We start from the raw sequence: 848 nt of genomic DNA, 5'->3' as shown, positions 1-848 counted from the left end.
GATGAGGGTCGGCAGGTGCGTGCGGCGTTGCGTGCGGCCGTGCGTCCTGAGGTGTTGCCGTTGTCGTTCGCGCAGCGCCGGCTCTGGTTCCTGCACCGGCTCGAAGGACCCAGCGCGACGTACAACATGCCGATGGCTCTGCACCTGACCGGGGAGCTCGACGTTCACGCGCTGCAAGCGGCCCTCCACGACGTCGTCGACCGGCACGAAACGCTGCGCACATCCTTCCCCGAGGTCGACGGTGTCCCCACCCAGCGGGTGCTGAACGCCGACGAGGCCCGGATTGAGCTGCACGTGCGTGACGTCGATCGCGACCGGCTGGACGAGGAGGTAGGCCGCGAGGCGCGGTTCGCGTTCGATCTCGGCGTCGAGATGCCGTTGCGGGCGTCGCTGCTCGTGGTGACGGACGGCGGGACGCGTACGGACGAGCACGTGCTTCTGCTGGTGTTGCACCACATCGCGGGCGACGGCTGGTCGCTGGCACCGCTGTCGCGTGACCTCGGCACCGCGTACGCGGCGCGGGTGCGGGGCCGGGAGCCGGGTTGGGCGCCGTTGCCGGTGCAGTACGCGGATTACACGTTGTGGCAGAACGAGTTGCTGGGCGACAAGGACGATCCCGACAGCCTGTTCGCCTCCGAGATCGGCTACTGGGCCCGAACGCTGAGGGGTCTCCCGGAACAGATCACCCTGCCGGTGGACCGGCCGTACCCGGCGATCGCCTCGTACGAAGGCGACGTGCTCGGCTTCCAGTGGGATGCGGAGTTGCATCGGGGTCTGGTCGAGTTGGCGCGGTCGACCGGGACGAGTTTGTTCATGGTGTTGCAGGCTGGTCTGGCGACGTTGCTGAG

At 68.5% G+C, this 848-nt stretch carries 1 protein-coding gene; it reads left to right on the top strand.

Going from position 1 to position 848, the window contains the following annotated elements:
• Window positions 1-39: 39 nt before the first annotated feature.
• A partial coding sequence (locus ADL15_RS11780; protein WP_269748335.1) for a condensation domain-containing protein occupies window positions 40-848 on the top strand: 809 nt, incomplete at its 3' end.

Source organism: Actinoplanes awajinensis subsp. mycoplanecinus, from assembly GCF_001509495.1.
Lineage (GTDB): Bacteria > Actinomycetota > Actinomycetes > Mycobacteriales > Micromonosporaceae > Actinoplanes > Actinoplanes palleronii.
This window is presented reverse-complemented; position numbering and strand designations above follow the sequence as displayed.